The 25,396-nt window shown below is 58.3% G+C and carries 22 protein-coding genes and 1 riboswitch; of the genes, 10 read left to right on the top strand and 12 right to left on the bottom strand.

What is annotated here, in order from left to right; all coding sequences use genetic code 11:
• Positions 1 to 72 precede the first annotated feature (72 nt).
• Both SIB92_RS01845 and SIB92_RS01850 read left to right on the top strand, forming a co-directional pair.
• A complete protein-coding gene (locus tag SIB92_RS01845) occupies positions 73 to 327 on the top strand; it encodes a hypothetical protein (protein WP_412554219.1) in 255 nt (84 codons plus the stop codon).
• On the top strand, positions 324 to 719 hold the full coding sequence (locus SIB92_RS01850; RefSeq protein ID WP_412554220.1) for a hypothetical protein: 396 nt from the start codon (positions 324 to 326) through the stop codon (positions 717 to 719). Before SIB92_RS01845 ends, SIB92_RS01850 begins: the two co-directional genes overlap by 4 nt.
• Here SIB92_RS01850 and SIB92_RS01855 read toward each other — a convergent pair.
• Positions 716 to 2,257: an adenylate/guanylate cyclase domain-containing protein gene (locus SIB92_RS01855; protein WP_412554221.1), complete on the bottom strand. Its 1,542-nt coding sequence runs from the start codon at positions 2,255 to 2,257 to the stop codon at positions 716 to 718. The two genes, SIB92_RS01850 and SIB92_RS01855, sit on opposite strands and share 4 nt — an antisense overlap.
• A 144-nt stretch (positions 2,258 to 2,401) precedes the next feature.
• Complete coding sequence (locus SIB92_RS01860; RefSeq protein ID WP_412554222.1) at positions 2,402 to 3,025, bottom strand: DnaJ domain-containing protein; 624 nt, start codon at positions 3,023 to 3,025, stop codon at positions 2,402 to 2,404.
• A gap of 75 nt (positions 3,026 to 3,100) precedes the next feature.
• Between SIB92_RS01860 and SIB92_RS01865 the strand changes: the two genes are divergently transcribed.
• Entirely contained in the window at positions 3,101 to 3,361 is a 261-nt protein-coding gene (locus tag SIB92_RS01865; protein WP_412554223.1) for a BolA family protein, read from the top strand.
• 6 nt (positions 3,362 to 3,367) lie between these two features.
• On the opposite strand, the gene SIB92_RS01870 is transcribed toward SIB92_RS01865, so the two are convergent.
• The 3 genes from SIB92_RS01870 to SIB92_RS01880 form a co-directional block, all read right to left on the bottom strand.
• Complete coding sequence (locus SIB92_RS01870) at positions 3,368 to 3,889, bottom strand: DUF4177 domain-containing protein (RefSeq protein WP_412554224.1); 522 nt, start codon at positions 3,887 to 3,889, stop codon at positions 3,368 to 3,370.
• Positions 3,890 to 3,922: 33 nt separating this feature from the next.
• A complete protein-coding gene (locus tag SIB92_RS01875) occupies positions 3,923 to 4,516 on the bottom strand; it encodes a class I SAM-dependent methyltransferase (RefSeq protein ID WP_412554225.1) in 594 nt (197 codons plus the stop codon).
• An 82-nt stretch (positions 4,517 to 4,598) separates the two neighbouring features.
• Complete coding sequence (locus SIB92_RS01880) at positions 4,599 to 5,072, bottom strand: thioesterase family protein (RefSeq protein WP_412554226.1); 474 nt, start codon at positions 5,070 to 5,072, stop codon at positions 4,599 to 4,601.
• Between the two features lie 291 nt (positions 5,073 to 5,363).
• Here SIB92_RS01880 and SIB92_RS01885 point away from each other — a divergent pair, with 291 nt between their 5' ends.
• On the top strand, positions 5,364 to 7,478 hold the full coding sequence (locus SIB92_RS01885; RefSeq protein ID WP_412554227.1) for a S8 family peptidase: 2,115 nt from the start codon (positions 5,364 to 5,366) through the stop codon (positions 7,476 to 7,478).
• A 90-nt stretch (positions 7,479 to 7,568) separates the two neighbouring features.
• Here SIB92_RS01885 and gatB read toward each other — a convergent pair whose 3' ends face one another.
• From gatB to pepN, 5 genes are all read right to left on the bottom strand, one after another.
• Positions 7,569 to 9,077 carry an Asp-tRNA(Asn)/Glu-tRNA(Gln) amidotransferase subunit GatB gene (gene gatB, locus SIB92_RS01890; RefSeq protein WP_412554228.1) on the bottom strand — a complete coding sequence of 503 codons (1,509 nt, stop codon included), beginning with the start codon at positions 9,075 to 9,077 and terminating at the stop codon, positions 7,569 to 7,571.
• A gap of 75 nt (positions 9,078 to 9,152) precedes the next feature.
• Complete coding sequence (locus SIB92_RS01895) at positions 9,153 to 10,478, bottom strand: hypothetical protein (protein ID WP_412554229.1); 1,326 nt, start codon at positions 10,476 to 10,478, stop codon at positions 9,153 to 9,155.
• Positions 10,479 to 10,588: 110 nt separating this feature from the next.
• Positions 10,589 to 11,014 carry a hypothetical protein gene (locus SIB92_RS01900; protein WP_412554230.1) on the bottom strand — a complete coding sequence of 142 codons (426 nt, stop codon included), beginning with the start codon at positions 11,012 to 11,014 and terminating at the stop codon, positions 10,589 to 10,591.
• 2 nt (positions 11,015 to 11,016) lie between these two features.
• Positions 11,017 to 11,754: a glucose 1-dehydrogenase gene (locus SIB92_RS01905; RefSeq protein ID WP_412554231.1), complete on the bottom strand. Its 738-nt coding sequence runs from the start codon at positions 11,752 to 11,754 to the stop codon at positions 11,017 to 11,019.
• Complete coding sequence (pepN, locus tag SIB92_RS01910) at positions 11,754 to 14,339, bottom strand: aminopeptidase N (RefSeq protein ID WP_412554232.1); 2,586 nt, start codon at positions 14,337 to 14,339, stop codon at positions 11,754 to 11,756. The genes SIB92_RS01905 and pepN overlap by 1 nt, the downstream gene beginning before the upstream one ends.
• Positions 14,340 to 14,549: 210 nt before the next feature.
• Between pepN and SIB92_RS01915 the strand changes: the two genes are divergently transcribed.
• Both SIB92_RS01915 and SIB92_RS01920 read left to right on the top strand, forming a co-directional pair.
• Complete coding sequence (locus tag SIB92_RS01915) at positions 14,550 to 16,682, top strand: malate synthase G (RefSeq protein ID WP_412554233.1); 2,133 nt, start codon at positions 14,550 to 14,552, stop codon at positions 16,680 to 16,682.
• Between the two features lie 126 nt (positions 16,683 to 16,808).
• Entirely contained in the window at positions 16,809 to 17,588 is a 780-nt protein-coding gene (locus SIB92_RS01920; RefSeq protein WP_412554234.1) for a gamma-glutamyl-gamma-aminobutyrate hydrolase family protein, read from the top strand.
• Between the two features lie 133 nt (positions 17,589 to 17,721).
• On the opposite strand, the gene SIB92_RS01925 is transcribed toward SIB92_RS01920, so the two are convergent.
• Complete coding sequence (locus tag SIB92_RS01925; protein ID WP_412554235.1) at positions 17,722 to 18,474, bottom strand: SDR family NAD(P)-dependent oxidoreductase; 753 nt, start codon at positions 18,472 to 18,474, stop codon at positions 17,722 to 17,724.
• A 349-nt stretch (positions 18,475 to 18,823) separates the two neighbouring features.
• On the opposite strand from SIB92_RS01925, the gene SIB92_RS01930 reads away from it, so the two are divergent.
• The 3 genes from SIB92_RS01930 to SIB92_RS01940 all read left to right on the top strand — a co-directional run bounded on the left by SIB92_RS01930 (position 18,824) and on the right by SIB92_RS01940 (position 22,444).
• Positions 18,824 to 19,282 (top strand): methyltransferase family protein, encoded by a 459-nt coding sequence (locus tag SIB92_RS01930; RefSeq protein ID WP_412554236.1) that lies wholly within the window; start codon positions 18,824 to 18,826, stop codon positions 19,280 to 19,282.
• A 135-nt stretch (positions 19,283 to 19,417) separates the two neighbouring features.
• Entirely contained in the window at positions 19,418 to 20,989 is a 1,572-nt protein-coding gene (locus SIB92_RS01935) for a Re/Si-specific NAD(P)(+) transhydrogenase subunit alpha (RefSeq protein ID WP_412554237.1), read from the top strand.
• A gap of 12 nt (positions 20,990 to 21,001) precedes the next feature.
• Positions 21,002 to 22,444, top strand: a complete 1,443-nt coding sequence (locus SIB92_RS01940) for an NAD(P)(+) transhydrogenase (Re/Si-specific) subunit beta (RefSeq protein ID WP_412554238.1) — start codon at positions 21,002 to 21,004, stop codon at positions 22,442 to 22,444.
• 240 nt (positions 22,445 to 22,684) lie between these two features.
• Here the strand turns inward: SIB92_RS01940 and SIB92_RS01945 are convergent, their stop codons facing one another.
• The gene (locus SIB92_RS01945) at positions 22,685 to 23,572 is read right to left on the bottom strand and encodes a DMT family transporter (protein WP_412554239.1); all 888 of its coding nucleotides are present in this window, start codon (positions 23,570 to 23,572) and stop codon (positions 22,685 to 22,687) included.
• An 83-nt stretch (positions 23,573 to 23,655) separates the two neighbouring features.
• A riboswitch (FMN riboswitch) is annotated at positions 23,656 to 23,861 on the bottom strand.
• A gap of 189 nt (positions 23,862 to 24,050) precedes the next feature.
• Here SIB92_RS01945 and SIB92_RS01950 point away from each other — a divergent pair.
• Positions 24,051 to 25,331 (top strand): DUF3422 family protein, encoded by a 1,281-nt coding sequence (locus tag SIB92_RS01950; protein ID WP_412554240.1) that lies wholly within the window; start codon positions 24,051 to 24,053, stop codon positions 25,329 to 25,331.
• The last annotated feature ends 65 nt before the right edge of the window (positions 25,332 to 25,396 follow it).

Below are 25,396 nucleotides of genomic sequence, written 5' to 3' on the forward strand. Positions count from 1 at the left end.
GGCCGCGGGCTTGACGGCGGATGCCAATTTTCACTAAAGATGATACCTTGGTACCAAGGTGAAGGATTCGCGATGAAGAGAGTGGAACGCGTTCAAACCGGACTACGGCTGGAGAAACAGCTGCTCAAGGTGATGAAGGCCTTGGCAGAACAACTGGACATGTCAGCGGCTGAGTTGGTCGAAGGCGTGATGTTGCACGCCTTGGAGGGCAAGGCACCGTTTTCGGAGGCGACATTGACGAAGGCAGCGATGCTCAAGGAGGTCTACGACCTGACTTTGACGGCAGAGGACGCCCACAAGTTGACAGAAGAAGGATCAGAAACATGACAGATTACCGAGTTGTTTTGGCAGCGCTGGATGCGGGCACATTGGCGCCACAGGATTTTGATCACCGTGCCCATATTGCCGTGGCCTTTGAAGCGTTGCGCGAGGACGACTTTTTCACCGCTTCCAAGCGCATTGCCGATGGGCTCAAGAGGTTGACCATCGCAGCTGGTGTGCCGGAGAAGTTTCATGCCACCGTCACGCAAGCCTACATGTCGGCCATAGCGGAAGCCATGCACGCCACACCTTCAGAAGACGCTGAGGCGTTTCTGGCGCAGAATGCTGACCTCCTGGAAGGGACGTTTCTGAAAGAGCGCTATAGCGCGGCTTGCCTGGCCTCTGACTTGGCACGCAAAGTGGCCCTGTTGCCGGATCGCTTGGGCCGCGCGGCTTAAGTCTTGTCCAAGGCGTCCCGCACAGCGGCGGCGATCTTGGCGCGGGTGTCCGCATCCATGCCCTGCATGTCGACCACAAGGCTTTCGCCTTCTTCGCGTGCTGTGGCCGGCCGGCGATTGGCCCCGTGGCGCAATACGCGGTAGGGGATGATCTCGCGGGAAATACCTTTGAAGTGTTGCGGCGCCAGGGCTTCGGCGTTCACCAGATCTTTGGCGTGGGCGTAGGTCTCATAGCTCATGACAATCCCACCGGGCTCTGCGATGCCTTCCAGACGGGCGGCCAGGTTCGCCTCCGCCCCGATGATGGTGTAGTCCATGCGGGTGTCGCTGCCAAAGTTGCCTACGTTGCAATAGCCGGTGTTGATGCCCATGCGGGCACGGAAGGGGTGTTCGATGCCGCGCGCGCGCCATTGCACTTCCAACTCGTCCAATCGGGTCTGCATCTCCAACGCCATGCGCACACAGGCACGGGCATCTTCGGTTACGCCGTGTGTGGTTGGATCGCCAATGAAAGCGACAATCGCGTCGCCGATGAACTTGTCGATGGTGGCGCCGTGCTTTTGGGCGATGGCACCCATTTCTGTGAAGTACTCGTTCAGAAGTTTGGTGAGTTCCTCTGGCTGCATCCGTTCAGTAGTGGCGGTGAAATCCTTGATGTCGCTGAAGAACACGGTGAGCTTTTTACGCTCGGTGCTGATGGACACATCGCGTTCGCCCTCAAAGATAGAGCGGTAAACCTGTGGTTCCAAGTATTTGGAGATTTTCAGGGACACGTCAGCGAGGAAAGAGTTGTTCTCTGTCAGCTCATCGTTCGCGGCTGCAAATTTCTCCGCCAATCGCAACTGGTGTTTGGCAAAGGCGATGCCAAAGGTGCCTGCGATCAAGAGGTAGCTTAGTAGGAATTTGAAGGACGCGAGATCAAGTGTCAAAGGCTGGCGGACCTCGACAATTTGAAGCCCACGCACGTCACCAACTTCCCAATCGGTTTTGACGCTGTCGGGATGGGTATTGTGACACGCTACACAGGTTTCCTGCATGTATACTGGCGCGGCCAAGGTCATGCGGTGATCCAGCAAACCACCAGACTCGCGAATGATGTGATCTCGTGTTTCTTCCGGATCGGAAAACCGCGCCATTGCATTGATCTCAAAAGGCGTCATCTCATGCGGCGCGCGCCCCTGAAACGGGTATTGCGAGACAAAGTGATAGTTCACACCGGGCAGGATCTCGGAAAACCGCCCGGATAGCTCGATTGCTGCGGTGGCCGGGATCGGGAAAGCGCCGGGAATGTCGTGATAATCATGCCGCGCTTGAGGGGCGCCCTCGGCGGTTTGCACGCGCGCCACAACATTCTCTGCATAATACGAACGCACATCATCCATCAGCTTGTTCAGGCTGGTGGCCTGCCGGTGCAGGTTGTGGTGAGAGAGGCTGTTGAGGTCGAGCCACAGCGCCACGGGTAACAGCAACACGGCACCCGCCACCACGGTGTAGAGCCGTTTGGGATGGGCCGTGAGATACTCAATCAGTTGCCGCATGATCCGCTCCCGCATTGCGCCTGCCTTCACATTTCAGTGATACCCAAGGGGTGTGCTAGCTCAAACGGCTTTTGCGGATTTTTCCGTCGCAAAGAAAAAGGCGCGACCCTTCGGTCACGCCTCACGTCTCTTGCCACATTCACCTTACTTGAAGTTGCGGCTCTCTTTGATTTGATCCCAAGCCCACATGACCTCTTGCAACTGGTCTTCCTGGCTGCGGTCGCCGCCGTTCATATCGGGGTGCAGCACCTTGATGAGCTTTTTGTACGCCTTGCGCACCTCGGCTTTGGTCCAGCTGTCCTTGGCTTCCAAAATCTCGATAGCACGGCGTTCCGTCGGCGGCAGGCGCTTGGCCGCGCCGCCGTCTTTGCCCGGGTTCTGGGTGGCATTGCCGCCAAGCACCTGATGCGGATCTTCGATGCCAAGGCGGGCCCAGGCACGGGCCTCCGGATCGGTGAACTTGCGCGTTTCCCGCTCCCAGACTTTGTCCTTGGAGTTCTGCGCGTTCAGCTCGGCCTCGGTCTTGCCGTCAAAGAAGTTCCACTTCAAGTTATATTCGCGGATGTGCTCTTTGCAGAACCACTTGAATTCATCCAGCACATCCGGCGCACGTGGGGCGCGGTAGGCGCCTGGCTCGTTGCAGCCTTCGTGTTCGCAGACGCGGGTGGAGGTCTCTGACGCTCCTGACATGCCGCGGCGTCCTCGCGGGTTTTTCTTCTTGGCCGATTTAATCGACATATCGAAACCGAAGGGATCAGATTTTGTCATACGCGCACCTATTCGACTCGGAGCGGAGAGTTTACCCTAACCGGCGTCAGATTGAAGAGGCTGGAGATAAAAATTATGAGCGTCGCGCAGGAAATTCACGACAAATTGTCCGCGGCCTTTTCGCCCGTTGACCTGCAGGTTGTGGACGACAGCGCCAGCCATGCGGGCCATGCCGGTGCGCCCGCTGGCGGGGAAAGCCATTTCAACGTGCGCATTCGCGCTGCGGCCTTTGTAGGCCAGAACCGTTTGGCGCGGCACCGCGCGGTGCATGCCGCGCTGGGCAAGGATTTGGTAGGGCGCATTCACGCACTGGCGCTGGACATCGACGCCGCCTAAAGCGCGTTATTTGGACTGTTCCAGCGTCTCCACGCGTTTTTTCAGGGCTACGTTCACGTCGTCCACAGACTCCCCTTCGTCTGGGTCTTTCTCAGCGGAAGTTCCGGTCTTGTCCTCTTCCTTGAGCACCAGGCTGTCAGGCTTTGGCTCGGCAACAGGCTCGGAGGACATGATGCGCGACGTATCCGCGTGCTCTGCTGTACCGGGGGCCTCTGCCTCTTCTGCCTCTTTTGGCGCAGGCAGCTCTGCCACTTTGGTTGCCTCAAGCGTTTCCGGCTGAAACGCAGCCACATCGTCAACCTTCGTGCGGCGGAACACCAGAACCGAGCGGTAGCTGGTGCTGGAGCCAGTCAGCCCGCTGCGCTCCTCATGTGGCAGCGTGTCTGCGCGCAAATACTCCCAGCCCTCCGCACCCAGGCGGTTCATCTCGATTTCAAGCGCATTGGCGAAGCGGTCTGCAGGTGCTTTGATTCCTTTGGCCTTTTGCCCGCGTGTTGGGGCAGGGACCACCTTGTATTCATACGTCATTCAATAGTTCCAATATACGTTTTCTGTCGGCCGCTAGCCGCGCAGTCTCTTTGGTAGGGTGCGCAGGTGTTCCGGGTAATCCGGCACCTGCGCAGATTCTTTGAACATGGCCCAGCTCGGGAATTTGCCCTGAGGGTCGGGGGTCTGTGACTTTTGCGTCCGCATCACCGGTTGCTCCAGCGCGTCGCTCAGGGCGTCTACGCAGATTTGAACCAGCGGCCATTTCTCATGGTAGTCATGCCCGGCAATCATCCCGCCCACTTTCACTTTCCTGAACCAGTCAAACATCGTCTTGCCACGCTCTTCACCGGTATGGGCGTAGCCGTCAATATAGACAAAGTCAAAATGCTCATCTGGAAAGGCGTCCAGCGCCTCATCAAACCTCATGCGCAGCAGCCAGTAAGGGTTTCCCATGCCGACGTTTTTGAGAGCTTTGATGTACTCCTTGGTGTTGTGGTGATCGCCGTAGACATCGACTCCATACAGCGCCTTGAAAAGACCGGTCTCCATCAGGCGGCGAGAGTACCAGCCCGCAGCAACGCCCAGCTCAATGCCGATCAGACCGTCGCGCTCCAGAAACTGTGGCAGTTCCTTGCGCTCCTGAAGTATGTCGATCACCTCTGCCATGATCCTGGCATCGTTCCACGCACACGGCTTCAGGTCCAGTTTTTTCAGAGAACAACGGGAAACCTGCGCTGTGACGGTTTGTTCACTTGTGCCGGATGCCCATCACGCGGCCGACACGCTCCGGGCGGGGCAGGGCGCTGTGTGCGTCCGACAATTCTGCAAACTTGCCGAGAATATCGTCCGGCATGGGGGCGACGCGCGGACCGCTTTGGTCGATGTGCAGCCCCACGCCTTCGCCAGTTGCCGAAACCCATCCGTGGGCGTGGATCAGCTCCTGATAGAAGTGAAAGCTTTTGGCGTCATAATCCAGCAGTTGGAAGCTGGCCGTGACTTCATCTCCCAAATGCAGCTCGCGCAGATAGCAGAGGTGAAATTCGGCAGAAAAGGTCGTGTTACCCGTGCGCGCACGATATTCGGGCCCAAAGCCGAGAAATGCGCCGAGTTGGTCCACGCCGCGATCAAACAGGACGTTGTAGTAGGCCATGTTCAGGTGGCCGTTGAAGTCCAGCCACTGCTCTTCCACGGCCATTGGTTTGGATACAAATGGGGCGGTCATGGCAATCCTCCTAGTGCTGCCTTTTCTGTATGGCCGCGGCCGGAAAAAGGATCAACCTTTGAGGGTTTTTGTGACGTGAGGGCACGCGCCACATAGGTGTGGAGTTGCACAACAGGTCCGTGCAAACATCCCTTATTTTTAAGCAAAATCAGCGGGGTATTTCACAAAAATCGAGGCGCTTTCCCGGGGCTGATTCAGGCAATGATTAAGGTTCACAACCTACCGTTTCCATGAGTGTGGGCAACGGTGAGTGGAACGATGGATTGGCGCAGAAAACGTCTTTCGACGGCTATGGTTTTGATATCCGGCGTGGTGGCCGGCTGCGGTGGGGAAGACACACCTGCGGTGAAAGATACCGGCGGGAGCTCGGCAGACAGTTCGCTGCCGCAAACCGACAGTCAGGTGCTGCTTGCGTCCTTTCTGGACAGTCTCGACGGGGTACGGGCACAGGCCAATCGTCTCTTGAGCGGGAATGTGCGGTATCAGGTGCAAAACGCGTCTGGCGACCAATTCGTGGACCGCAACAATAACCGGCGTTTTGACAGCAGCACGGACACACGGTTGGTGGGCAACCCAATTGAGCATTCCGGCATTCACTATGCCCATGCTGCGGGGCTGACAGGGGAAGGGCAGATCATCGCTTTCTCTGACAGCGGGTTCCGCCCGGGTCATGAGGCTTTCTCCGGCAAAAATGTCACCACCGGGTCTGGTATGTCGCAGGATGACCACGGCACCTTTGTGGCCTCCATCGCAACCGGCATGTCCGATGACATGATTGGTGTGGCACCAAATGCAGATGCCATTTTTGGCAGTTTTGACACCTACGCTCAGCTGGCGGAAACCGCCAATTCGGCGGCGCGGGCAGGGGCCGTGGCGCTGAACAACTCCTGGGGCTACTCGGGCATGACCGCCACGCGGTCCGACTACAATTTCATTTTTGGATCGTCTTCCGGGCGAGATTACCTTGATGCGCTGCGCACCTATGCCGATGACGGCATTGTCGTGTTCTCTGTGTCCAACGACTACAACGCCTCAAATGTTGGGCTGATGGCCGGGTTGCCGGTTTTGGAACCGTCTCTGGAAAACAGCTGGTTGGCGGTTGTGAATGGCGTGCCCACCTTAAACGGCGATGACGTGGTGTCTGCCGAACGGGTGTCCGCGGGATGCGGTGAAGCAGCGGCCTGGTGCATTTCCGCAAACGGCAGCTGGACCGGCGCCACCGCCAGTTCCAACAGCAGCTATTCTTTTGGCACCGGCACGTCCTATGCGGCCCCCACAGTGTCCGGGGCTTTGGCGTTGTTGGCGGAAGCGTTTCCGGACATGTCACACCAAGACCTGCGCATTCGCTTGCTGGCGTCCGCGGACAACGAGTTTAGCGGCTTCCGTGAAGATGGCACCGTTGAGCTGGTGCCAGGTTTTGAGCATGCCTACAGCGAAGAGTGGGGCCATGGGTTCCTGGATGTGGCGGCGGCGCTTTTGCCAATTGGCCGCACCACTGTGACCACGCGCAACGGCACGGTGGTCAACACCAACGAGCCGCTTGCGGTGGCCGGTGCCGCCAGTGGCGATGCGGTGGCCCGCTCTCTGCGCAACGTGAATGTGGTGGGCAAGGACTCTCTGTCGGCGTCTTTCATGATCGACGCGTCTCAGATGGTGGCCCATCGCCAGGCGGCGCCGATGTTTGGCGCGCATGACGCAATCAACTTTGATCAGTACCGCGCGCCGGAGTTTGGTTCCGCGTCTTTCTTTGGCGCGCGGGCAGGTCTGCCCATGCAGCTATTGGACAGCGAGTATGATCTGTCGATCTATCGCTCCCGCAGTGGTGGTTCGGATCGCTTTGGCCTTGGTCTGCGCCGCAGTTTCGATCTCGGCGGTGCCAACTTGCAGATTGGCGGTGGCCTCGGCGAAGACACGATGGATTTGTTGTCGGATTGGAATGGCGGCACCGATACATCTTTGATGTCTCTGGACATGGCCCTGTCCACCGATGTGTCCGACAATGCACAGCTGAAATTTGCTCTGGGCTATGCTTTTGGGCAGGAGGCGTCCGGATTGGGCCAGTCTGCCGATGTCTGGTTGAATGGCGGTGCGGTGACCTATGCCCATCAACACGCCTTCTCGCACAACGACCAACTTAGCCTGTCGTTCTCCATGCCCGCAGCCGTTGCCTCGGGCACAACCTCGGTGGCTCTGCCGGTGGTGAACGCTGCTGGCGCGGTGGCGCACCAGAATGTGCCCATTGACCTGGCGCCCTCGGATCGGGAAATGCGTTTGACGCTGAGCTATGAGCGTCCGCTCACCCGGCGCACCAATTTGGGGCTGTCTCTGGCACATGCCGTGAACCGCGGCCATATCCCGGGCGCCCGTGAAACGGCCGTGATGTTTGGCCTGCGGACACGGTTCTAAGCCAAATCGTTAACGCCAAAAACGCGTAACGCGCCGGTTTTGACACCGACGCGTTACAGCTGTGATACAGACGCAATACCGACGTGGCTATTAGCCGTTCAGCTTCTGCGCCACCAATTGGTTAACGGCCTTCGGGTTGGCCTTGCCGCCGGTGGCTTTCATCACCTGACCCACAAACCAACCTGCCAGTTTCGGGTTTTGCTTGGCCTTCTCAACCTGCGCCGGGTTCGCTGCAATGATCTCGTCTAGCGCGGCTTCAATCGCGCCAGTGTCAGTCACCTGCTTGAGGCCTTTTTCTTCCACGATCTTGGCAGGGTCGTCCTTGGTTTCGATATGAATCTCAAGCACTTCCTTGGCGATTTTGGTGCTGATCTCGTCAGAGGCCACCATCGCCAAAATGGATGCGTTCGCCTCTGGTGCCACCAGATCCTGCGGTGCAGTTTCCGCCTTGTTGGCGCGGCCCAGCACTTCATTGATCACCCAGTTGGCCGTCTTCTTGCCATCGCCTTTGCCGACGGAGGCTTCAAAGTAGTTGGCCAGATCCACCTCGGCGGTCAGGACAGAAGCATCATATTCGGTCACGCCGTAGTCATTGATAAAGCGGGCCTTTTTCTCATCCGGCAATTCCGGCAAACCCTTGGCAATATCGTCAACCCAGCCTTGTTCTATCTCCAGTGGGAGCAGGTCAGGACAAGGGAAATAGCGATAGTCATGCGCTTCTTCTTTGGAGCGCATCGAACGGGTTTCGTTCTTGTCCGGATCGTAGAGACGGGTCTCTTGATCAACTTCGCCACCGGCTTCGACAATCGCAATCTGGCGGCGGGCTTCATATTCGATCGCCGCCTGAATGAAGCGCATGGAGTTCATGTTCTTGATCTCACAGCGGGTGCCGAGATGCGAGAAGTCCTGTGTTTCCATATATTTCTCGTACTGTCCCGGTCGGCAGATCGACACGTTCACGTCAGCCCGCAGGTTGCCGTTTTGCATGTTGCCGTCGCAGGTGCCGAGATAACGCAGGATCTGACGCATCTTGGTCACATAGGCCGCAGCTTCTTCCGGGCCGCGGATGTCCGGACGGCTCACAATTTCCATCAGCGCCACGCCGGTGCGGTTCAGGTCAACAAAGGACATGTTCGGGTCCATGTCGTGCACGGATTTACCGGCGTCCTGCTCGAGGTGGATACGCTCGATGCGCACCAAACGCGCCACACCTGGGCCCATGTCGACCAGAATTTCTCCTTCGCCCACAATGGGTTCGTAGAGCTGGGAGATCTGGTAACCTTGCGGCAGATCCGGGTAGAAGTAGTTCTTGCGGTCAAAGGCGGACTTCAGGTGAATCTCGGCTTTCAAGCCGAGGCCGGTACGCACCGCTTGCTCCACGCAATACTCGTTGATGACTGGCAACATGCCAGGCATCGCGCTGTCCACGAAGGCAACGTTGGAGTTTGGCTCGGCGCCAAACTGGGTGGAGGCGCCGGAGAACAGCTTGGCGTTGGACGACACCTGAGCATGCACCTCCATACCAATGACCAACTCCCAGTCATGTTTGGCGCCCGCAATCACTTTGGGCTTCGGGGTTTCATATGTCAGGTCGAGCATCGCTCACGCTCCTTAGATATCTGGCTGATCTGCGTTCTAGGCCAGCCAGATACAAGGAGCAAGAGGGCGGGTGCCTTATGGGTTGATTTGGGTGATGCCGTCTGGCGAGAAATGTACGGTTTGCCCAGCCTGTAGGCCCGCCATGAACGGCATGGCCACCGCTTGCAAAGCCACATCGCGGCCTTTGGCGGACAGGCGCTCTTTTGAAATCACGCGGGAGGTGTTTTCAAAACCGATCTCAGCGTGCCCCCAAATCAGCGGGTGAATCTCGCGCAAATGCTCTCGCACCACCATGTCAAACCCGGCCCGCAAGGCCGGTGGTAGGTCTTCACGCAGCCCATCCGTACCATATTGAGAACGGGCGTGTTGCCAGCTGCGATAAAGGTGCGCCGCCATGAGGTTGGCCGAATGCTGGTCGCCGCGACGATCGAGTGCATCCGTAACCCCATCGATGAAGTATTCCACCTCCATCATTTCAAGGCCGTTTGGGTCCACCAACAAGGCGTCAAACCAGACCCAAGCGTAGGCGCCAGCGCCCCAAATGTCATAGGTTTGTGCCGCGATTCTACGGGCTTGCAGGTCGAGTTGTGAAAAATCCCCGTACCAGCGCGGCAGGAGGTAATTGCCTAAGGCACGCATGTGGCGCGGATTCAGCGGGTCCAGTTGAATCAGCGATTCAAACTCGGCACACAGTGTGTTGAGCGGTTGGGCGGAGCCGGGCAGGAGGGCGCAGCGGGCGGCGGATAGAGCTGGGGAGAAATACTGTTTCGGGCAGTATTGTTTCAAAATGTCGGCCGCCCGGTCAAAGTGGGCCTGGAAGGCGTCGCGATTTACGTCGCGCACATCATCCTTGGCAGCCGCGCCGCGCCAAGCCCAGCCGATGTCGATGTGCATATGTGCTACCACCAGTGCCATGGGGTAGCTCTTTGGATACTCTTCGATAAGACTCTCGAGGGCTTCGATTCCAGAAAAGAAATCAGCCCCTTCCGCCGGACGTCCATGCAGCAAAGCGTGTTCGGCGGCGCGGACCACATCGGAGCGGGCGCCAAACAGCATGAGCTCCGCCAGCGGTGTGCCGGTGGCGGTCGTGGCGCGGTTCTGGTCGTGCGTCCGGATCAATTCCTCAAGCTCGTCCCAGCGTTCCTGACGGGCTAGGAACTGCCCGTGATCCCGAATTTGTTCGCTTTCGATTTGATCCGGTGTGGAGGCGTTGATTGGAATTTCTAGGCGACTTAAGAGGTCGCGGAACGTGTTTTTTCCGTCTTGGGCCAGATCGGACGCGGCGGATTTGCGCGGCATCGCCATCGCTTGTCCCAAACGGCGCAAAGCCGGCGCTGCCAATGCTGACGTGGCCGACACACCCTGGGATTTGGCTCGATCTCTGGAAAACAGTTTCATCATAGCTCCGTTCCTGTCACCGAACAGACTATGGGTGTGTATTCAGGCCAAAAAAGGGCGCCAAGTTGAAATCATGCGGTCACGGGCTGCCCAATTGTGGTCAAATTCGTTACTCAGATCAGGCGCAGGCGATCCCGCTTAAGAGGGATGTTATGGTGTTCTAACGCGGCTTCGAGATCGGCGCGCGGTGGCAAAACATCTTGAGGAATCCGAACCTTAGCCTCATCATACATGATCAGGGTGATGCGGAAGGCCACGCCCAAACGGGTTGCAACATGCACCGATTTGATTTGATGGAAGCCTAGCTCCGCCTCCTGGGTGGCGTTTTTCCAGCGTATGCCGTTGTCATCCAGTTCAAAAGTCGCAACCGGGTTGAAAGCCACATCGACGAGGGTGGGGATCACAAAGAACGACAGCACCGCGACGATGCCCCAGTGAATACCGTAGCCAAGTAGGCCAATTAGCCCGATTGTTACGATGCAGAGCGCCAGAATGCTGCGCGGATTGCGGCCGTAGTGGGCGTTTTTCAAAGTATCCATGTTTACCGGCCTCCAGACACATCAAGAGTGCTGCCGGTGATATAGCTGGCATCTTCTGACAGCAGAAACAGAATGGCGCGGGCGATTTCTTCTGCGGTGCCAGGGCGTTGCATCGGGATTTTGTGTGCCAGCCGGCTGGCGCGGTCTGGAGCGCCGCCCTTGGCGTGGATCTCTGTGTCGGTGATGCCGGGGCGCAGGCTGTTGACGCGAATGCCCTGTGCGGCGACTTCTTCGGCCAGACCTTTGGTGAAGGTGTCGATGGCCGCTTTGGACGCGGCATAGTCGACATATTCATTGGCGGAGCCGGTGCGCGAGGCCACGGAGCTGACGTTGACAATAGCGCCGCCACCTTGTGCTTGCATACGGATCACGGCTTCCTTAGCGACTAGCATGGCGCCGATCACGTTGACATCAAACATGCGCTTCAGACGTGCGTGAGTGAACTCGGTCACTGGCGCACCTTGGTCCACGATACCGGCGTTGTTGGCCAGCGCATCCACGCGGCCGAAGCTTGCGTCGACGGCTTTGAACATGGCTTCGACCTGGCTGGGATCCGCTACGTCTGCTTGAAAAAGTTCTGCACGGACGCCCGATGCGCGTACGGTTTTCGCAACAGTTTCAGCGCCTTGGGTGTCGCTTCGGTAATTTAGCGCGAGGTCATAGCCCGCTTCGGCAGCCAGTTTGGCGGTGGCCGCGCCAATGCCTGCGCTGGCGCCGGTGATCAGTAGAACTTTGGACATTATGCCTCCAGAATGCGGGTCACCATTTCGGTGGTGTCGCGGCTCAAACCGTCCTGACCGGCAATGCGCTCAAGCTGTGCCTTCAAGAGCGCCTGCCGGTTGGCATCATAGCGTTTCCAGGTTTGGAAGGCGCTGCACATGCGCGCGGTGGTTTGCGGGTTCACAGGGTCCAGCTTGATCAGCCAGTCCGCCAACACTTCGTAAGCCGCGCCCGACTCGTGGTGGAAGCCCGCGTGATGGGCTGCCATGACACCCATCACGGCACGGAAGCGATTGGGGTTTTTCCAATCAAAGTCAGCGTGTTGGGTGAGGGTCGCGACGGTTGCCGCAAGGTCTTCGGGTTTGGCAAGCATGACTTGCATGGAGAACCATTTGTCGATGACCAGCCGGTCGTCTCTCCATTGGTCATAAAAGGCTGCGACGGCATTTTCCCCTTTGCCCGCATCCAGCAAGGCGCCAAAGGCTGCGAGTTGCAGAGTCATGTTGTTCGCGGATTTGTATTGCTTTTCAGCGGCTTCACCACCGTCCAAACAGGTCAGCAGGGAGAGCGCGGCATTCGCAAGGCTACGCTTGCCCGCGGGTTCCGCATCCGGCGAGAAGGGGCCAGAGACCTGATTGGCGGCGTAGATATCTGGCAGCAGGTCCGCAAAAGCTTTGGCCTTGGCGTCGCGCAGGGCTTCTGTAGCAGCGTGGATCGCCGCTGGATCTGGTGTGTGGCCTTGTTTGTGCAGAATGCCCGCCAGTTCGGATTGTGATGGCTGCCCAAGCATCAGAGCACGGTAGGCCGGATCAAGGCTGTCGTCGCGCAAAAGTGTTTTGAGGCCAGCGAGATAGCCTTGGTTGGGAGTGGTCCCTTCCACGATTGTGCCAATCAGGCTGTCGCGCGCGAGATCGCGGCCCGCTTCCCAGCGGTTGAATGGGTCGGTATCATGCGCGAGCAAGAAGGCGCGTCGGGCGTTGTCGATGTCTTGTGTGAGCGTCACCGGGGCAGAAAAGCCTCGCAAAACCGAGGGAATAGGACGGGTGGCATGGCCTTTGAAGGTGAAGCTCTGTTCCGCCTCGGTGAGCTCCAGGACTTCAGTGGGCAGCACTTCGTCGCCATTGTCATTGAGCAGGCCCACGGCCACCGGGATTACCTGTGGGGCTTTCACGTCCTGACCCGGCGTTGGGGCGCTGGATTGGCTTAGATGCAGGGTAAAAGTGTCGCCTTCGTACTCTTCGCGCACAGTGACTTCGGGTGTGCCGGATTGGGAGTACCACAGTTTGAACTGGGTGAGGTCGCGGCCGGTGCTGTCTTCAAAAACTTTGATCCAGTCCTCAATTGTGCAGGCCTGACCGTCGTGGCGCTCAAAATAGAGGTCGAGCGCTTTGGCATAGGCGTCATCCCCTACCAGAGTTTTTAGCATTCCAATGACTTCGGCGCCTTTTTCATAGACAGTCGCCGTGTAGAAGTTGTTGATTTCCTGAAAGCTTTCGGGGCGAACCGGATGAGACAGCGGACCTTGGTCCTCCGGGAACTGGCGCGCGCGCAGGGCGAGAACGTCGTCAATGCGCTTGACCGGCTCAGAGCGCATATCGGCGGTGAACTGCGCGTCGCGGAAGACGGTCAGGCCTTCTTTCAGGCAAAGCTGGAACCAGTCGCGACAGGTTATGCGGTTGCCGGTCCAGTTGTGGAAATACTCATGGGCGATGATGGCTTCGATGCGTTCAAAATTGCCGTCTGTTGCGGTTTCGGGGGAGGCAAGCACGCAGGAACTGTTGAAAATGTTCAACCCTTTGTTTTCCATCGCGCCCATGTTGAAGTCATCCACGGCGACGATGTTGAACTCATCAAGGTCGTACTCGCGGCCGTAGACCTCTTCGTCCCATTTCATAGACTTTTTAAGGGCTTCCATGCCGAAAGCACATTTGTGCTCATCTCCGGGGCGGACGTAGATCGACAGGCGCACGTCTTTGCCGGACATGGTTTTGAAGGTGTCTTCGTGGGCAACCAGATCACCGGCCACAAGGGCAAAAAGGTAGGCCGGTTTGGGCCAAGGGTCGATCCAGACCGCGTAGTTGCTGGCCGGGGTGACGGTTTGGTCGGTGCCGTATTCGTCGCCGTTGCCATTGGAGAGCAGCTCTGGTGTGTTTTCCACGTCGCCTTCGATGCGCACCGTGAATGTGGCCATCACGTCCGGGCGGTCCGGATAATAGGTGATTTTGCGGAAACCTTCGGCCTCACATTGGGTGCAATACATGCCGTTGGACATGTAGAGGCCTTCGAGCGCGGTGTTGGCCTGCGGGTTGATTTCAACCTCGGCTTCCCAAGTGAAAGGTCCGTCGGGTGCATCAACTTCGATGCCACCATCTACGGTGTGGGGCGTAACCTCTGCGCCGTCGATCTTGGCGCTGATCAGCTTAAGCTGTTCGCCGTGCAGGAAAAATCTCTTGTCAGTGGCCTCTGGATTGGGCCGGAAGGCGATTTTGGAGAGCACCCGCGTTTTGGTCGGGTGCAGGCGGAACGTCAGCTCGACACCATCCACGATGAAGCCAAACGGGGTGTAATCTTTGAGATAGATCGTTTGCGGCGCGGCGTCTTTCATCACGGTCTCCATTGGTTGCTCATCTTGGTGTAGCTTGTCGGGCGGCACCCGCAAGGGGGTAGGCGATTTTTCACAAAATGGATGTGCAGTTTCGCAAATCTATGGAAAAAGTTGAAAATCCCTTTGGGAAAGGAAGGTAAGCGGTTTTATTGCCTATAGAAAACATGTGCACTAATTGAAACGCGACGCCAGAGATGAGGAAGTTTCACAATGACCAAGAGAATTGAGCAGCACGGGCTGCAAATTGCCGACGAACTCTATGATTTCATTGTGAGTAAGGCGCTCCCTGGAACTGGCGTGGATGAGGATGTGTTCTGGCAGGGCTTGAGTGTTCTGGCGCATGAGTTTGGGCCAACCAACCGCGCGTTGCTCGCCAAGCGGGAAGAGATTCAGCAGAAGATTGATGGCTGGCATTTGGCCCGCAAAGGTCAGGCGCATGATGCGGAGGCGTATAAAGCGTTTCTGCAGGAGATTGGCTATCTGGTGGCCGAGGGCGAAGACTTTGCCGTGGAAACCGCCAATGTTGATCCGGAGATCGCAGCGATTCCCGGTCCGCAATTGGTGGTCCCGATCACCAATGCGCGCTTTGCCTTGAATGCGGCCAATGCCCGGTGGGGCAGCCTTTATGACGCGCTTTATGGCACCGACGCGATGGGGGATCTGCCGTCTGGCAAGGGTTACGATTCGGCGCGTGGGGCACGTGTGATTGATTGGGGGCGGGACTTCCTGGACAAGACGTTGCCTCTGGCCGAAGGCAGCTGGGCAGACATTGACGGATTGTCGGTTGAGGGTGGTCAACTTGTGCCTGCGCTGCAGGCGGCGGAGGCCTTTGTCGGTCACGTGGGCGACGCCGCTGCGCCGTCGCGTATTTTGATGAAAAACAACGGCCTGCATGTGATTGTTGAAGTTGATCGCACAGGCAATATTGGCGCATCTGACAAAGCGGGTATCAACGACATCACGCTAGAAAGTGCCATGTCCACGATCATGGACTGCGAAGATTCCGTGGCCTGTGTGGACGCCGAAGACAAGGTTGTGGCCTACGGAAACTGGCTTGGCCTGATGCAGGGCAACCTGTCCGAAGAGGTTGCCAAAGGCGGCAAGACCTTCACGCGCGTTTTGAAAGATGACGTTTCCTTTACCGCAGCGAACGGTACAGAAACCTCGTTGAAAGGTCGCTCGTTGATGTTGGTGCGCAACGTTGGCCATCTGATGACCAACCCGGCGGTACTGGATCGGGACGGCAATGAGATTGGCGAAGGGCTGATGGATGCGCTCGTGACCGTGATGATCGCGATGCATGATCTGAAGCGGGAGAGCGGCAACTCGGTGCATGGTTCGGTTTACGTGGTGAAGCCGAAGATGCACGGGCCGGAAGAGGTGGCGTTCTCCGATGCGATCTTTGCCAAGGTTGAGGACATCTTGGGCCTGCCGCGCAACACGGTGAAGATGGGCATCATGGACGAGGAGCGCCGTACAAGCGCCAACCTCAAGGAATGTATCCGGGCCGCAAAAGGACGTGTGGCGTTTATCAACACAGGGTTCCTGGACCGTACAGGGGACGAGATCCATACCTCCATGGAAGCGGGGGCTTTCCTGCGCAAAGGCGAGATGAAGACCACACCGTGGATCCTGTCTTATGAAGATCGCAACGTGGACATCGGTCTGGCCTGTGGGCTTCAAGGCAAGGCGCAGATTGGCAAAGGCATGTGGGCCATGCCGGACCTGATGGGCGCGATGCTTGAACAGAAGATTGGCCATCCGAAGTCCGGAGCCAACTGTGCCTGGGTGCCTTCGCCAACCGCAGCAACGTTGCACGCGACGCACTACCACGAGGTCGACGTGCTGGCGCGTCAGGAAGAGATCAAAGCGGGGGGCGCACGCGGGACGTTGGACGATTTGCTGACTGTACCGGTGATGGACGGGCAGAACCTCTCAGAGGAGGAGATTGCCGCTGAGGTCGAAAACAACGCGCAGGGCATTTTGGGCTATGTGGTGCGTTGGGTGGACCAAGGCGTTGGCTGTTCCAAAGTGCCGGACATCAATGATGTGGGCCTGATGGAAGACCGCGCGACTTGCCGGATTTCCAGCCAGGGTCTGGCCAACTGGCTGCACCAAGGTGTGGTGAGTGAAGAGCAGGTCATGGCGGCGATGCAGAAGATGGCGGCTGTCGTGGATCGGCAGAACGCCAACGATCCGCTCTATGCGCCGATGGCGCCGGGCTTTGACGGGATTGCTTTCCAGGCGGCCTGTGATCTGGTGTTCAACGGCCGCATTCAGCCATCGGGCTATACCGAGCCGGTGCTGCATGCGCGGCGGTTGGAGCTCAAGGCACAAGCCTAACAATCAATCAGGTCGGGGGATATCCCGGCCTTTTTTCTTTGTCTTGAATGATGTGAACGCTTCAGGGCTTTCTCATTTGGAATGCGCGTCCTATGGTTACCTGCGCAATAAGTCAAAGAGGCCAGCATGACGCGTCCTGTCGTCGGGATCATCGGCAACCAATATCTGATCAATGACCAATATCCGGCGCACGCCGGGGGGACCATGAATTCTGAAGCGGTTTCAGGGGTTTCCGGATGTATGCCGCTGTTGATCCCGGCTGATCCGCGGTTTGTTTCAGTAGATGAGTTGCTGGAGAAATGTGACGGTTTTTTGCTGACTGGCGGGCGGCCGAATGTGCACCCTGAGGAATACGGTGAAGCGGCGACGGCGGCGCATGGGGAGTTTGACCGGGCGCGCGATGCGATTGTGTTGCCATTGGTGCGGGCCTGTGTGGAAAGCGGGCAGCCGTTTATGGGGATTTGTCGGGGATTTCAGGAGGTTAACGTTGCCATGGGGGGCAGCCTGTATCCCGAAATTCGCGATTTGCCGGGGCGGGACAATCACCGGATGCCGCCGGATGGTACGTTGGAAGAGAAGTTTGCACTGCGCCACACGGTGGAGTTCAGTGAGAACGGGCCGTTCCATCATCTGTTTGGCAGTCAGAAAGTGATGACAAACACGCTGCACGGGCAAGGTATCAAACGCGCGGGAAGTCGTGTGATTATAGATGGTTACGCGCCGGATGAGACACCGGAGGCGATCTATATCGAGGGCGCGCCGGGGTTCACCATGTCGGTGCAGTGGCATCCGGAATGGGATGCGGCCAATGATCCGGTGAGCCGTCCGTTGTTTGAGGCCTTTGGCGAGGCGGTGCGGGCCTGGGCAAGAGGGCAGGAAGCGCGGCCTGTGCTCAAGTCTGCCTAAAGGTTAACGGCTAAAATGGCGCTGATTTACACGTCGGTATCCTGTCGGTATTGCGACTGTTTCGCGACTGTCCATAAAAATGGAATATGTATTGGTTAACGGCCCAGCGGCATGTCCGCCGGGCCGTTTGAGGTTACACCTCACCGCCTGAGATTTGCACCATTTGACCTCGGATGGAGTCCGCCATGTCGGAGCACAGGTAGAGCGCGGTGTGGGCGACTTCTTCGGGTTTGATCAGGCGGCCGTGCGGGTTCACGCCAACCATCATGTGGCGGGCCTCTTCCTCAGAGCAGCCGGTGCGGGCCATAATGCTTTCGATGTTTTGATCGATGATCGGCGTTTCCACATAGGCCGGGCAGATCGAATTGAAGGTGATCGGTTTGGTGGCGAAGTCCGCGGCCAGCGATTTGATCATGCCATTCACAGCATGTTTGGAGGTGGAGTAGGCGGGGGCGCCTTTGAGACCTCGCAGGCCAGCGATGGAAGAGATCACCATGACGCGGCCCCAATCGGTCTGGGTCATGGACTTCAGGCTTTCGCGGATGGTGAGGAACACGCCGTCGATGTTGATCGACATCATCTTGCGCCAGAATTCCATATCGGTTTTGTGCAAGGCGCGGCCTTCGGCAATCCCCGCGTTTGCGACACAGATTTGAATGGGGCCACGAGCTGCCACAGCTGCGGCGACGCCATCAACCACGGAGGACTCATCTGCCACATCCATGGCGAGGGGAAAGAGCCCTTCGGTGGCAGCCTCTTCCAATACGTTCAGACGCCGGCCGGTGATGGTGACCTGCGCGCCCTCGGCAGCCAATGCCTTGGCAATGGCGAGGCCAATGCCGGTGCCGCCGCCGGTGACCAATGCGTGTTTGCCCGATAGTGTCATGTCTCTCTCCCACTCCTGTTTCGGGATCACCTTAGCGCGCGAATAAGACCGAACAAGCGTTCTGGTTGTTTGCGCCGCAGGGTCACAAAAGAGGGACAGGTGGTCAAAATGTCCGTGCACCCATGCGGAAAATGCGCTCAAAATGGCATTTCGGGCAAAACTCCTGTCCTATTTTGGGCGCAACATGCGGCTTTCTGGCCCTTTTTGACGCACGGTGTGTCTGGATCGTTGCAGTGTATCAACGGATCGTTAAACCAAGGGGCATGATGCAACGCAGCCTAAAGATAATACCAATTTCGAACCGGTGTGCGCACCAGGGTTCTGGCGTGTCGTGCACCGGGGCGGGACAATGACGCTTTTGCGCTCGATTGATATCCCGCCGGTCTGGTTGCTGGCGGCGCTGGCCGCGGCCTGGGCGCAAGCGACCCATTGGCCGATGGGGTTAAGCTTTGGGCCGGTTTGGGCAGATCTGCTCGGCGGGCTGCTTGTTGGCGGCGGCGTTCTGCTGGCGGTTTTGGCGATTGTCGAGATGCGGCGGCATCAAACCACGATCCACCCGCACCAGGACAGTGCGCGGCTGGTGCAAAGCGGGATTTTCTCGCGCAGCCGCAATCCGATCTATGTCGGGGATGTGATGATCCTCGCGGGCTTTATTCTCTATTGGGACGCGGTGCTGGCCCTGCCTCTGGTGCCGGTGTTCCTGTGGGTTTTGGAAAAGCGGTTTGTCATTCCAGAAGAAAATCGCCTGAGGAAGACATTTCGCATGGATTTTGCGCGCTATTGCGAGAAAGTGCGCAGGTGGGTGTGATGCCGTTGCGTCGCAGAAATACGGACGCTGGTTTGTTTGCTTGTGCAGCAATTCAGGTGGCGTTAAAACATTATGCAAGTGCAGCATGGTCTGCGTGAAACATTATTGCTCTGACTCTGAAGGGGGATAAGAAAGGTGAAAATAGGTACGCCAAAAGAGGTGTTTGGTGGTGAGAACCGGGTCGCGATGACACCGGACTCTGCCAAGCAGCTCCAGAAGCTCGGCTACGAGTGCGCCATTGAAAGTGGTGCCGGTGCCGGTGCTGGGTTCTCAGATGCCGCCTACGAGGCTGCGGGTGTAGAGGTCATCAAGACCGCCGCGGCGCTCTGGAAAGAGGTCGATATCGTAGCGAAGGTGCGTCAGCCAGACGCCACCGAGCTCAAGCGCCTGACCAAGGACAAGACGCTGATTTCCTTCTTCAACCCTGCGGGCAACGAAGAGGGTATGGAAGCGGCGAAGGCCAAGGGCGCCAACGTGATTGCCATGGAAATGGTGCCACGTATTTCGCGCGCGCAGAAAATGGACGCGCTGTCCTCCATGGCCAACATCGCCGGCTACCGTGCGGTTATTGAAGCGGGCAACAACTTTGGCCGGTTCTTCACTGGGCAGGTGACCGCTGCTGGTAAAGTGCCTCCTGCCAAAGTGTTGGTTGTGGGGGCCGGTGTGGCTGGTCTGGCCGCGATCGGGACCTCGACCTCGTTGGGTGCAATCACCCTTGCGTTTGACGTGCGTCCGGAAGTGGCCGAGCAGGTTGAGTCCATGGGCGCCGAGTTTGTCTATCTGGACTTTGAAGAAGAAGGCACCGATGGCGCGGCCACAGGTGGCTATGCTTCTGTGCAGTCTGACGAGTTCCGCGAAGCGCAGCTGGCGAAGTTCCGTGAGCTGGCGCCGGAAGTGGATATCGTGATCACCACTGCGTTGATCCCGAACCGCGAAGCACCGGAGCTTTGGACCAAAGACATGGTCGAAGCGATGAAGCCGGGCTCCGTGATTGTGGACCTCGCGGCGGAAAAAGGCGGCAACTGTAAGCTCACCGTGATGGATGAGAAGGTTGTGACCGAGAATGGCGTGACCATCATCGGCTACACCGACTTCCCATCGCGTATGGCGGCGCAGTCCTCCAGCCTCTATGCGACCAACATCCGTCACATGATGGCGGATCTGACCCCTGAGAAAGACGGTCAGATCAATCACGACATGGAAGATGACGTGATCCGCGGCGCGACCGTGACCTTTGAGGGTGACATCACCTTCCCGCCACCCCCTCCAAAGGTGCAGGCGATTGCTGCCAAGCCGAAAGAGGTGGTGCCGGAACTGACACCGGAAGAGAAGAAAGCGGCGGAAATCGCGGCCTTCAAACAACAGACCAAACAGCAGGTTGGCCTGCTGGCCGGTGGCGGTGCGTTGATCCTGCTTTTGGGTCTGGTGGCGCCTGCGAGCTTCATGCAGCACTTCATCGTGTTTGCACTGGCCTGTTTTGTTGGCTTCCAGGTGATCTGGGGCGTGGCGCACTCGCTGCACACTCCGCTGATGGCTGTGACCAACGCGATCTCCTCGATCATCATCTTGGGGGCTCTCATGCAGATTGGCTCTGGCAGCTTCCTTGTGATCCTGCTGGCGGCGCTCTCTGTCTTCATGGCCGGGATCAACATCTTCGGCGGTTTCCTCGTGACACGGCGCATGCTCGCCATGTTCCAGAAGTCCTAAGGAGGTCGAGCAATGGAATACGGTTTTACGACCGCCGCTTACGTTGTTGCGGCAGTGCTCTTCATCCTTTCCTTGGGTGGTCTGAGCAATCAGGAAAGCGCCAAGCGCGCGGTGTGGTACGGCATTTCCGGCATGGCGCTGGCGGTGTTTGCCACATTGATCGGCCCCGGTGCGGGTCTGTGGTGGCTGTCCATTCCGCTGATCGCGGCGGGCGGTGTGATTGGCTATCAACTGGCGTCCAAGGTCGAGATGACCCAGATGCCGGAGCTGGTGGCAGGCATGCACGCGCTGGTTGGTCTGGCGGCGGTGTTTGTGGGCTTTAATGCGCACTTTGAGATCGGCAACGCAGCGGAAGCTGTGGCGGCAGGTCCGGACGCCGTGAAAGAGCTTGGTACGTTCGGCAAGCTGATCGCCAAGAAGACCTCGGTTGAGATCAGCATTTTGCTGGTGGAACTGAGCCTGGGTGTCTGGATTGGTGCGGTGACCTTCACTGGTTCCGTGATTGCCTATGGCAAGCTGTCCGGCAAAGTCACCTCCAACGCCGAGAAACTGCCTGGTGGTCACCTGTTGAACGCTGGTGCGGCGGTGCTCTCGCTGGGCTGCCTGATCTGGTACCTGAACTCTGGCGGCTTCTTCCCGCTGTTTGTTCTGACCATTGCGGCGCTGTTCATTGGGTATCACCTGATCATGGGCATCGGTGGCGCGGACATGCCAGTGGTTGTCTCCATGTTGAACAGCTACTCTGGCTGGGCGGCGGCGGCGATTGGTTTCTCGCTCGGCAACGACCTGCTGATCGTGGTGGGGGCCCTCGTAGGGTCTTCCGGTGCGATCCTGTCCTACATCATGTGTAAGGCGATGAACCGGTCTTTCGTGTCGGTGATCCTTGGTGGCTTTGGCGGGGCGTCTGGCCCTGCGATGGAAGTCGAAGGCGAGCAGATCGCGATTGAAGCCGACGGTGTGGCCGCGGCGCTGGACGATGCGGACAGCGTTGTGATCATCCCAGGCTACGGCATGGCGGTGGCACAGGCACAGCAGAACGTGGCAGAGTTGACCCGTCGTCTGCGCGCCAAAGGCAAGAACGTGCGTTTTGCGATCCACCCGGTGGCGGGTCGTCTGCCTGGGCACATGAACGTGCTCTTGGCCGAGGCCAAGGTGCCGTATGACATCGTGCTGGAAATGGACGAGATCAACGACGACTTCCCGGAAACGGATGTGGCCATCGTGATTGGTTCCAACGACATCGTGAACCCGGCGGCTCAGGAAGATCCGAACAGCCCCATCGCGGGTATGCCGGTTCTGGAATGCTGGAAAGCCAAGCAGGTGTTTGTCTCCAAACGTGGCCAGGGTACCGGGTATTCCGGCATCGAGAACCCGCTGTTCTTCAAAGAGAACACACGCATGTTCTATGGGGACGCGAAGGCCAGCCTCGACAAACTGCTGACCATGATCGAGTGATCGATCTGCGATAAGATTAAGAAAGGGCGCCCTAGAACGGGGCGCCCTTTTGTTTAGCGGGGGTGTTTGGCGGGAGCGCAGATGCCTCCGGCGGGGATATTTGGTGAATGAGAAGTCTTGGGGGATTGGTGTCCTTCTGCTTTCTCATTCTTGAAATATCCCGGGGTGGGCACAGCTTGCTGTGGCAGGGGCAGCGCCCCTAAAGGCTCAAGCCGGAAGGCTTGAGCCATGCTTGTTGGATCAGGCGGTTTGTAGGCGGGTTTCCTGGCGTAGCAGCGCAAAAGAGGCCCCCACGATCAGAGCCGCGCCGAGCCACAGGCTGCCGGGCGGGGCGTAGCCAAAGACCACCAGGCCAAGGCCCACGTTAAATGGCAGTTTGAGGTGGTCAAACGGCTGCAGGTAGGCCGCATCTGCAATGCTGTAGGCCCGTGCCAGGGCATATTGGGCGATGGCAGTGAGCAGACCTGCGCCAACCAGCAGAAGACCGGCGGTGCTGCCCTCAAAGCCAAGCCCTGCATCCAGCGCCAGGCCTGCGTTGATCGGGGTGAGCAACATCAGCAGATAGAGCGTGAGCGTGGCCGGGCTTTCGGTTGCCGTCATCTGTTTGGTCATCAGGCTGGTGAGGCCCCAGAAGATCGCGGCGCCAACCGGATAAAGCGCGTGGGGTGTGAAGGCATCCGACCATGGGGCCAGGATGATCATGCCACCGATGAAGCCGATCACAACCGCGCCCCAGCGGTGGGCGGAGACCTGTTCGCCGAGCCAGAGGCTGGCTAGCACGGTGACAAAGAATGGCGAGAGCATAATCAACGCAATGGCCTGCCAGATCGGCACATGGGCCAGGCCGGTGACCCAAAGCTGCACGCCAATCACGGCGCAACCGACGCGCAACAGATGTTTGGGCAGGGCTTTGGTGCGCAGGGCGTCCGGGGTTTTGAAGATCATCCAGGGCACCAGCCAGAGCGTGGCGATCAGATATTGCCAAAAAGCGACGCGGGTGGGGGGCAGGCCCATTTTCATCGTGCCCCATTGCACGATGGTGTTGACCAGCGCGAACAGCAGTCCGGCAAAGATCATCAGGAATGCACCGGCGGTGGCCGGGCGGGTGGTTGCAAAAATGCGAGTCATGGCGTGTCCTTTCTTCTTCAGCGCATGACTCAAGGCAGACAGGACAAGCCGCACAGTGCCGCGGGCGGCGCTGCTTGGTTTCTTCCCGCTCTCTTCCATCCGGACTGTGACCGTCGGCTCAGGAGTTGCACCTGATCTGCTGACACTTTTTGATTGGCTCCGCATCTTGTCCCAAAACCGGTTCCCACTTTTGGGGATGAGGACGCGTTCCAACTAAAAAGCCGCTCGCGGGCTTACAGCACAGCTGCTTACCGCCGGTGGGGAATTCCACCCCGCCCTGAGAACGTTACGACCCGGAGATGGGCCGCAGCGGTAGGGATAGGCGGCTGCATGGGGGAGAACAAGGGGGCAAATGTTAGCGATCTCATTTGCAATGCCCGGTTTGTATGCGGTGGTACTCCGGCAAGTATTTGAAAATGAACAAAAACATTTACTTTTGGATGCGGCTGGGTAAGTTTGGCGCGATCAGGAGAAGAGCATGTCCGCCATTCAAGACCATCCGCTGCGCTATAAATTGGCCAATGAACTGCATGCGCGTCCGTTTCCGACGTTGAGCGCGCCGTGTCGGGCGGTCTTTATTGCCTGGCGTATTCCGCCAGACCAGGTGGGGCTGGATACGGCGGCGGAACTGGATCATCTCTTTGATCTGTTGGACCGCTATGGCGCCCCACATCCGCAGCCAGGGGCCACGCATTTCACCTGCCAGATCGGGCGGGATACGTTGAAATGGGAGCAACACGCTGAGTTTGTGACCTACACGATGTTCTTGCCACAGGTGAGCACGCGGGCATTTGATCCGGCGGATCTGGATGTGTTCCCGGAGGATTGGTTGGCGGCTGCGCCAGGGCAGCGGGTGACTTCCGCGATGATCCGGGTTGAGAACATGCCCAGCGACGAGCAGATGATCTCGCAAATCTATGAGTGGTTCTTACCGGAGACCGTGGCGGCCAACTATGTGTTGGATCGCACCTGCGTGGTGGCCACGGATTTTCGCATTGCCGCCAATGGGCATCAGAACATGGCTGTGTTTGTGGCGCCGGAAACCGGGGCGCGACGTGTGGGCCGTGTGGTCCAGCGCCTGTGTGAGATTGAGACCTACAAGTGCATGTCGATGCTGGGCTATTTCCGAGTGAAGGCGATTTCGCGGGAGTTGGGGGCCTTGGAGACAGACGCGGGCCGGTTGATGGGGCACTTGCGCAGTGATCGGGATGATGCTGCGGAGACGTTGCAGGCACTGTTGGAGTTGTCCGGCGATGTTGAGCGGCTGATTGCGGATACGTCTTTCCGGTTTGGGGCCACGGGGGCCTATGAGAAGATTGTGCAGCAGCGCATCAAGATCCTGCGCGAAGAGCGGTTTCACGGGCGCCAGACATTTAGTGAGTTTATGACCCGCCGCTATGATCCGGCGATGCGCACGGTGAACCACAGCGAAAGCCGGTTGCAGTCTTTGGCGGAGCGGGTCGGGCGCGCGGCGCAGCTGTTGCGAACCAAAGTGGAGGTGGCACGGTCAGCCCAGAACCAGGCGCTCTTGGAGAGCATGGACCGGCGGGCGGATTTGGCATTGCGCCTGCAGGAGACTGTTGAGGGGTTGTCCGTTGTGGCGATCAGCTACTACGCGGTCTCTCTGGCTGGCTACCTGGTCTATCCGCTGGCAACCCCATTGGGCGTGAGCAAGGGTGTGGTTCTGGCGGCGCTGACACCGGTGGTGGTGCTGGGGGTCTGGGCCATGGTGCGGCGGATCAAAGCCAAGATGCACTGACACGAGTGATTTGGCTTTTTGTTGCGAATCAATGGCTTCTTTGCGTCGCGGCGAGACGGGTGATG

This window comes from Shimia sp. MIT1388 (assembly GCF_047124445.1).
Classification (GTDB): domain Bacteria; phylum Pseudomonadota; class Alphaproteobacteria; order Rhodobacterales; family Rhodobacteraceae; genus Shimia.